At 52.4% G+C, this 8,111-nt stretch carries 6 protein-coding genes and 4 pseudogenes; 9 read left to right on the top strand and 1 reads right to left on the bottom strand.

Translation table 11 applies throughout. The features are described from left to right. Window positions 1-169: 169 nt before the first annotated feature. From JZM30_RS11430 to gap, 5 genes and pseudogenes are all read left to right on the top strand, one after another. Window positions 170-592, top strand: coding sequence for a DJ-1/PfpI family protein (locus JZM30_RS11430; protein WP_286673572.1), 423 nt, complete (start codon window positions 170-172; stop codon window positions 590-592). Window positions 593-872: 280 nt separating this feature from the next. Continuing rightward, window positions 873-1,893 (top strand): annotated as a pseudogene (gene galE, locus JZM30_RS11425) (UDP-glucose 4-epimerase GalE). Between the two features lie 10 nt (window positions 1,894-1,903). Beyond that, window positions 1,904-2,748, top strand: a pseudogene (gene galT, locus JZM30_RS11420) (galactose-1-phosphate uridylyltransferase). After that, window positions 2,745-3,887: pseudogene (locus tag JZM30_RS11415) on the top strand (galactokinase family protein). The pseudogenes galT and JZM30_RS11415 overlap by 4 nt, the downstream one beginning before the upstream one ends. A 78-nt stretch (window positions 3,888-3,965) precedes the next feature. After that, a pseudogene (gene gap, locus JZM30_RS11410) lies at window positions 3,966-4,965 on the top strand (type I glyceraldehyde-3-phosphate dehydrogenase). Between the two features lie 34 nt (window positions 4,966-4,999). Here the strand turns inward: gap and JZM30_RS11405 are convergent. Continuing rightward, entirely contained in the window at window positions 5,000-5,302 is a 303-nt protein-coding gene (locus JZM30_RS11405; RefSeq protein WP_252318769.1) for a hypothetical protein, read from the bottom strand. 131 nt (window positions 5,303-5,433) lie between these two features. On the opposite strand from JZM30_RS11405, the gene JZM30_RS11400 reads away from it, so the two are divergent. The 4 genes from JZM30_RS11400 to blc all read left to right on the top strand — a co-directional run bounded on the left by JZM30_RS11400 (window position 5,434) and on the right by blc (window position 8,072). Continuing rightward, window positions 5,434-6,144 (top strand): response regulator transcription factor, encoded by a 711-nt coding sequence (locus tag JZM30_RS11400; protein ID WP_252318768.1) that lies wholly within the window; start codon window positions 5,434-5,436, stop codon window positions 6,142-6,144. 254 nt (window positions 6,145-6,398) lie between these two features. After that, the gene (locus JZM30_RS11395) at window positions 6,399-7,151 is read left to right on the top strand and encodes a histidine kinase dimerization/phospho-acceptor domain-containing protein (protein WP_252318767.1); all 753 of its coding nucleotides are present in this window, start codon (window positions 6,399-6,401) and stop codon (window positions 7,149-7,151) included. Beyond that, on the top strand, window positions 7,069-7,371 hold the full coding sequence (locus JZM30_RS11390; protein ID WP_252318766.1) for an ATP-binding protein: 303 nt from the start codon (window positions 7,069-7,071) through the stop codon (window positions 7,369-7,371). The genes JZM30_RS11395 and JZM30_RS11390 overlap by 83 nt, the downstream gene beginning before the upstream one ends. A 164-nt stretch (window positions 7,372-7,535) precedes the next feature. Continuing rightward, window positions 7,536-8,072, top strand: a complete 537-nt coding sequence (blc, locus tag JZM30_RS11385; RefSeq protein WP_252318765.1) for an outer membrane lipoprotein Blc — start codon at window positions 7,536-7,538, stop codon at window positions 8,070-8,072. Window positions 8,073-8,111: the final 39 nt, after the last annotated feature.

Raw genomic sequence — 8,111 nt, 5'->3', positions numbered from 1 at the left:
TTCTTAACGTACAATAATTTTCGATATCCAAACTGACCCCTTGATTGCCGATGGATTTGAAGACGCAGAAGCCGTGATTATATATGACATTTTACGCAGACTGCATATCGATGTGACGCTCGTTTCCTGAGCGGCCTCAGGGCGATTAACCACCAAAAGCTATTTTTTACTGTCAGTACACGCAGATGATTATATTGACAATCTCGCTCTTGCACACTATGACGCGGTAATTATTCCTGGAGGTCCGGATTCTACGATGCGTATGGCAATAGACCCCCAGTTTATCGATTTTATTCGACGACATGATGAGTGGGGTGAATGGGTCTGTGCGCTCTGCTCTGCCCCGGCACGTGTGTTGGGCAATAATCATCTGCTGCGTAATCGCCGCTATACGTGCTCTGGAGAGTTGTGGATGCAGTGTCCAGAGGGAACATATACCGGCGCGAATGTGGTTATTGATGGCAATCTGATTACTGGAAAAGGATTGGGTGTAGCGTTTGAATTCGCCTTCGCCGTCGCCGAAAAGCTCTTGAAGACTCCCGAACCCGGCCGGAATCAAGCAAATCATATTTATTTCAGCCATCCCGTGTAAGTCGCCATGTCTGCCAAGCAGGCTTAGGGTGTTAATCCCGGTAACCGCATTATGCTCCGTTGGGAAAGGTCAGTGGTACCGTCGATCTTTACCATTCTGTTCGCGCGCGACATTCCGCTGACAACACCTATTAATTAACTCTATTTACAATAAGTTATATTGATATCGAAATGCTAAAAACTAAAAATGTAAACGATTACATAAATTAACATCAGATCATGGTTTCTGTACAGCGCGAGTGATAACCTCACTCCGATATAACTGGCATTAGGGGGAGTATATGCGTGTACTGGTGACGGGTGGTACCGGTTATATTGGCAGCCATACCTGTGTACAACTGCTGCAACAGGGGCATGATGTCGTCATTCTCGACAACTTGTGTAACGGTAAGCCCGGCGTCGTGCCGGTTATTGAACGTTTGGCGGGAAAATCCGTGCAGTTCATTCATGGCGATCTCCGTGATGAAGCGCTGCTGGTCAGTACCCTGCGTTCACACGCTATTGAAAGGTGATCCATTTCGCTGGGCTAAAAGCAGTCGGCGAATCAGTCGCCAAACCATTGGACTATTACGATAACAATGTGCATGGCACGCTGTGCTTGGCTAGCGCCATGCAGACTACCAACATCAATAATCTTATCTTCAGTTCTTCTGCCACGGTGTACGGCGACCAGCCAAACATTCCCTATGAGGAAAGTTTCCCCACCGGTACGCCACAAAGCCCGTATGGCAAAAGCAAGCTAATGGTTGAACATATTCTCACTGACCTGCAAAAGGCGCAGCCCGCGTGGAGCATCTCATTGTTGCGTTATTCAACCCCGTAGGCGCACACCCCTCTGGTGATATGGGTGAAGATCCTCAGGGCATTCCGAATAACCTGATGCCCTACATTGCACAGGTGGCCGTAGGTCGTCGTCCTTCACTGGCCATTTTTGGCCATGACTACCACACGCCTGACGGCACCGGTGTACGCGATTACATTCATGTGATGGATCTCGCTGATGGTCACATTGCAGCGATGGAACAGCTGGCGGGAAAAGCGGGTATTCACCTCTATAACCTTGGCGCAGGCATCGGCAGCAGCGTTCTTGACGTCGTCAATGCGTTCAGCAAGGCTTGCGGTAAATCGGTTAACTATCATTTTGCCCCACGCCGCGATGGTGACTTGTCCGCCTACTGGGCCGACGCCAGTAAAGCCGATCGCGAACTGAACTGGCGCGCCACGCGTTCGCTCGAAGACATGGCGCAAGACACATGGCGCTGGCAGTCCCGCCATCCGCAGGCTTCACCCACTAAGGAGTGACCATGATGCAATTTATCCGGTCGATCATCCCCATCGCCGTTACAACCCGCTAACGGGGTAGTGGGTTCTGGTTTCTCCGCACCGGGCAAAACGCCCTTGGCAAGGCGCACAGAAAGCTCCAGCAAAACATGTTTTTCGCCGGATCACAGTAAAACGCTGCCGGAACTGAGCGTGTCCGCTTTAGAAAGGGTGGTAAAAACCTGGCAGGCGCAAACCGCAGAGCTGGGCCAAACCTACCCCTGGGTGCAGGTTTTTGAAAACAAAGGGGCGGCGATGGGTTGTTCAAATCCGCATCCGCATGGACAAGTGTGGGCCAACAGTTCCCTGCCGAATGAAGCCGAAAACGAAGACCGCCGGCAACAAGCCTATTTCAGCGAGTACGGTTCGCCCTTGCTGGTGGACTATGCCGCACGCGAACGCGAAGACGGTAGTCGGACGGTGGTGGAAACGGCGCACTGGTTGGCGGTCGTCCCTTATTGGGCGGCGTGGCCGTTTGAAACGCTGTTGTTGCCGAAAACACACGTACAGCGCATTACCACATTGACCGACGCACAATGCGTGGATTTAGTACTGGCGTTAAAACGGCTAACCAGCCGCTACGACAATCTTTTCCAGTGCTCATTCCCCTATTCCATGGGCTGGCACGGTGCGCCGTTCAACCAACTGGATAGTCCCCACTGGCAGTTACACGCCCATTTTTACCCGCCGCTGCTGCGTTCCGCCTCCATGCATAAGTTTATGGTTGGCTACGAAATGCTCGCTGAAACACAACGTGACCTCACGCCAGAGCAAGTGGCCGAACGTCTTCGTGCGGTAAGCGACATCCATTTTCGCGAATCCGGAGTATCAACATGAGTCTGAAAGAAAAAACGCTGTCCCTGTTTGCTAAAACCTTTGGCTACCATACCACACTGACCATACAGGCACCCGGGCGCGTCAACCTTATTGGTGAACATACCGATTACAACGATGGGTTTGTGCTACCCTGCGCCATTGATTATCAGACAGCGATCAGTGGTGCTCCGCGCTCGGATCGCATCGTGCGCGTCATTGCTGCGGATTATGATAATCAGCAGGATTCTTTCTCGCTGGACGCACCTATCGTGCCACATGCTACTTGGCAATGGTCAAACTATGTGCGAGGTGTGATAAAGCATCTGCAAACGCGCAACGCGCATTTTAACGGCGCCGATCTCGTTATCAGTGGCAACGTTCCTCAAGGCGCGGGGTTGAGTTCATCGGCATCGTTGGAAGTGGCCGTCGGCACCGTCTTCCAGCAGGAAGGCATTGCCGTGGTGGATTGGCTGCGCCTTGCCGCCCCGCATGCGCGCCGTGTTGCATCGATTTGTGGCGGTGCGATGTTGCTTGCTCAGAGCGGCTTGTTGAATGGAAGGCGGGCGACCACACACTGGAAACTGCTGGAAACCATGCAGGCAACCTTCCCTGAGGTAAAGGTCGAAGCCGGTCCGCTGTATATACAGGATGGCCCTATCTGGACCTCTGGCGGTGTTAGCTCTGGTTTTGATCTGACGCTGGCGCTGGTTGAGGAAGATTACGGCTTCAGTCTTGCCCGCGATATCGCGCAGGATTTGGTGATGTATCTGCATCGCCCTGGCAGTCAATTACAGTTTAGCCGTTACAACTTGCGCCAAACCGGCAATGCAGGCCCGATCGGCGATTTGCAGATGTGGATACTCGATAATATTACTGCCGATATCTACGTCGAAGCATTGGCAGAAAAAGTCGCTATGAGCCCTCGTAATTTTACCCGCGTATTTACCCGTGAAACCGGCGTTTCCACGGCGCGCTATGTGTCATAAGCGCGCCTTGCCGCCGCACGACAACATCTGGAACAAACCACCGATACGCTGGATCGCATTGCCACCAATACGGGGTTTGGTAGCAGCATTAACCTACGCCGTATTTTTGAAAAACAGCTGCAATTAACCCCCAGGGAATATCGCCAGCGCTTCCATTGTCGCAAAATGGCGTAATGTGATCCTTTTTTGTCATTTACGCCAAAATCCCTATGACCTACAGTCACTCCAGAGACAACCACTAAGGAGTTCATCATGGTCAAGGTCGGTATCAATGGTTTCGGCAGAATCGGGCGCAACGTACTGCGTGCTGCGTTGGGCAACCCAGACATCCAAATCGTGGCAATCAACGATTTGACGGACAGTAAAACGCTGGCCCACCTTCTAAAATATGACTCTCTGCTGGGCACACTCTCGGCCCTCGTTGAATCATCCCATGGGCGACTTAGCGTTAATGGTAACCCAATCACCGTATTCAGCGAGCGCGATCCTGCGCGCATTCCTTGGCGTGATGCTGAGGTAAATATCGTGATCGAAGCGACGGGGTTTTTCACCGAACGCGAAAAAGCTGCTGTGCATATTAATAGCGGCGGAGCCAAGCGCGTCATCATCTCTGCGCCGGGCAAGAATGACGATTTGACGGTGGTCATGGGCGTGAACCATGGTTTATACGATCCGCAAAAGCACTATGTCGTCAGCTAATGGGAGTTGCACCACCAACGGTCTGGCACCAGCTGCACAGGTTCTGCACCAACATTTTGGTATTAAACATGGCTTGATGAATACCACTCACGCCTACACCAACAGCCAGGCGGAAAAGGATCTGCGTGGCGCGCGCGCCGCCGCGTTATCGATTGTGCCCTACTCCAGTGGGGCGGCTAAAGCGCTAGGGAAAGTGATCCCTGAACTGGATGGACGGCTGACCGGCTATTCCCTGCGCGTACCGGTTCCTGTGGTATCAATCGTCGATCTCACGGTAACTCTTGAGCGCGAGGTAACCGTAGAGGAAGTCAACGATGCGTTTCGTGAAGCAGCCGCTTCCGGCCCGTTACAGGGTATTCTCGGCTATAGCGACGAACCGTTGGTCTCGAGCGATTACCATGGCGATCCGCGTTCGTCCATTATTGACGGGCTCTCGACGCTGGTTATCGGTGGCAATATGGTCAAAATCCTCGCCTGGTACGACAATGAATGGAGGTTTTCAAACCGCCTTGTCGATTTAGCGCTGATGATAAGTCAACGCGAACCCGCATAAATGCAGTTACTGAACACCCGGTTAAACTGGGTGTTCAGCGCCTCGTAAACATCACCACGCCCAGTGGTACAAATCGGCAATACTGCTCTCGTCTGGGCACCTGCGATTGCATTTGAGGACGTTTGGTATCCTCATTCACTGCGCTCAATAGTCGTGATGTGGTGCGTTTCAAACCGTGTTTCACATAGCCGATAATATTGCGCATAATGGTAAAAGGTCGTATTGGCTCCTTGGCTTGCAGGCTGTTGACCCCCACGTTGGACTCTGGCGTTTGCCACTGCGCAACAAATCCAATAGAGGTGAAGAGCAGCCCGACTACCCAGGTCAACGATAGCAAATTGAATCGCTTGGATATCGGACAGTTATACACGCGCAATTCCCCATCAATGAAAGGTCTGTGCAGTATCAAAAAGCGTGTGTCAGGAAGTTGTTAAGATGCCGTTTATCTTTTAAGGATGCCGATGACCCATGACGCGCCTGCTTATCATTGAATACAACCATGAGTTGGTGGCCAATCTGTACGACTTTTTCGAGCCACTGGGTTATGTGCTGGACGATGCACGTGACGGTGTCACAGGTCTGCATATGGCTACGCAGCATGATTATGACGCCATTTTGTTAGATCTAATGCTGCCGCGATTGGATGGTATGACACTATGCAGCAAACTCCGGGGAGAATTTCAGAATCCCGTGCCGGTGCTGATGCTGACAGCACGCGATCCCGTAGAAGACCGCGTGCAGGGCTTGGCGCTGGGTGCCGACGATTACCTGGTCAAGCCCTTTTCGCTCAAGGAACTCGACGCTCGTATCAAGGCATTAGTGCGCCGCGCCCAAGGCCGACAGGTGCAAGGGATGCTGGCATGGGAAGACCTGCTGGTAGACACCCGCTCACCGCAGGCATGGCGGCAAGGTCATACTATCAACCTGACACCCACCACACACAAATTGCTACTGTGTCTGGTCCGCGCTGCGCCTGGCGTGGTTAAAAAACAGCAGATGGGATACCTGCTGTGGGGCGACGAACCGCCTGAAAGTGGTGCGTTGCGCACACACATTCATGACCTGCGCCAGAGAATTGACAAAAACTTCACATCTGCTCTGATAGAAACGGTGCATGGCGTCGGCTTACGTCTCCATACGCCCGGGGAGGTCGCGCCGGAATTATCACACAACGAGTAGACCCAGCATCATGAAATCCCTTTACCAGCAAATGACGCTCAGGACACGCATTACGATTTCATTTGTATTGCTGATGGTAGCCGTCATGGGGTTTGTGGTTATCGCGGAGCAACTTGATTACGATGAAGTGAGATCGTATGTCATCGCAAAAAGCCTGCATGACGAGGTGCCTCAGTTGGAAAGAGCTATTGTCAAAGGCATTTCTCCAACACTGCCTGAAGGCAGCCAGTTTTACGATCCACAGACCGTACCCGATGCTCTGCGACATTACGCCCCCAGGTTACCATCGCCTGGAAAAATCCGATCATTGGTATATGCTGGTATTTACGCTCAACGATCAAGACTACTACCTGTTACAGGATGGCAAGTACTACAGGTTTCTGGAATACCTGATTGACGGCTTTGCACCGTTGGTGATTCTGTTGTGTATTCTGTGCGCGTTCTGGATTGGAAGATTAACATCGGCGCGCGTTACCGCGCCCATTACTCGCCTGGCCGACGTGGTACAACGCAAACAGAAGCCTTTGCCATTTCAGGATGCGAGTGACGAAATTGGCGTGCTGGCGCGCGCGTTTGCACAGCACAGTGAGGAACTGGGGCAGTTTCTGCACCGTGAGCGATGCTTTGTCAGCGATACCAGCCATGAATTGCGCACTCCACTGGCTATCATAGGTGGTGCGGCGGAAACCATCGTGCACCAATTGCCTGCCGACAGCCACTTGATACCCAGCGCCGAACGCATCGTACGCACCACACAGGAAATGCAACGCCAACTGACCTGCCTGCTGCTCTCACGCGATCCGCACACGTTGGCTCGCGCCGACGTACAGCTGCGTCCGTTGATCGAGGAATGTATTACACGCTGCCAACCCTGGCTGGTAAAAAAACCGGTGACGCTGATTCTGGAGGCACCGCAAACGCCCCATGTACATACCCAACGCAGAACTGGCGCGCAGTATTATCTGGAACCTGCTGCGCAATGCCTGCCAGTATACGGAGCAAGGTGAAGTGCGGATTACGCTGCATGACACAACGCTGATCGTTTCCGACACCGGCCCAGGCCTGCCGCTCAGCATCGATCCGCAGCAATTTCAGCGTTTTTTGCACAGTGCTCAGCAACGTGGCGAAGGACTTGGTTTATCCATGGAGCATCTGGGCTGGCACATGCAGGTCGATAGCACAGAAAAAGGCTGTCGCTTTACGCTGGAAATGCCTCGTCCAGAATGATGCATTTCCCCACGGCAAAAAATTATTTTCAGATCAGTGATTTTAATGTCGAAATACCACTGCATTCTCCTCTTTTTTCCTGCATGGATAAGCGGCGTACACAGTAAAAACAGCATATCCGCTCTATACTTGCTCACTCCCTCAAAAATACGCAAGGAGTACGCATGAAAATTTGGCCAATCCTTACTGGTATCGCACTGTCACTGGCGCTGGTCGCCTGCCAGTCGCCCTCGCCCCCCAAAGGCGTAAATCCTGTTGCCGATTTTGACGCTGAACGTTATCTGGGGAAATGGTATGAAATAGCGCGTTTGGAAAACCGTTTTGAGCGAGGTCTGGAACAGGTGACGGCAACCTATGGAAAGCGCAGTGACGGGGGACTGATCGTGCTGAATCAAGGCTATGATCCGCTAAAGAAACAGTGGAAATCGAGTGAAGGTAAAGCCTATTTCACCGGTAAAACCACAACAGCGGCGCTCAAGGTTTCCTTCTTTGGTCCTTTCTATGGGGGTTATAACGTGATCGCGCTGGATGACGATTACCAGTACGCCTTGGTCAGTGGACCAAACCGCGATTATTTATGGCTACTGTCGCGCACACCAGAGCTCCCGGCTGAGGTAAAACAGCGCTATTTGTCTATAGCGAAAACCCTCGGCTTTGCGGTGGATAATCTGGTTTGGGTCAACCAGCAGCCACGCGGGTAGCACGATCGGTAGTGCATCAGCGAGGAGCAAGGGAACCAC

Source organism: Candidatus Symbiopectobacterium endolongispinus (assembly GCF_018777385.1).
Taxonomy (GTDB): Bacteria; Pseudomonadota; Gammaproteobacteria; order Enterobacterales; family Enterobacteriaceae; genus Symbiopectobacterium; species Symbiopectobacterium endolongispinus.
The sequence above is the reverse complement of the archived record's forward strand: the minus strand, read 5'-3'. Positions and strand labels throughout refer to the sequence as shown.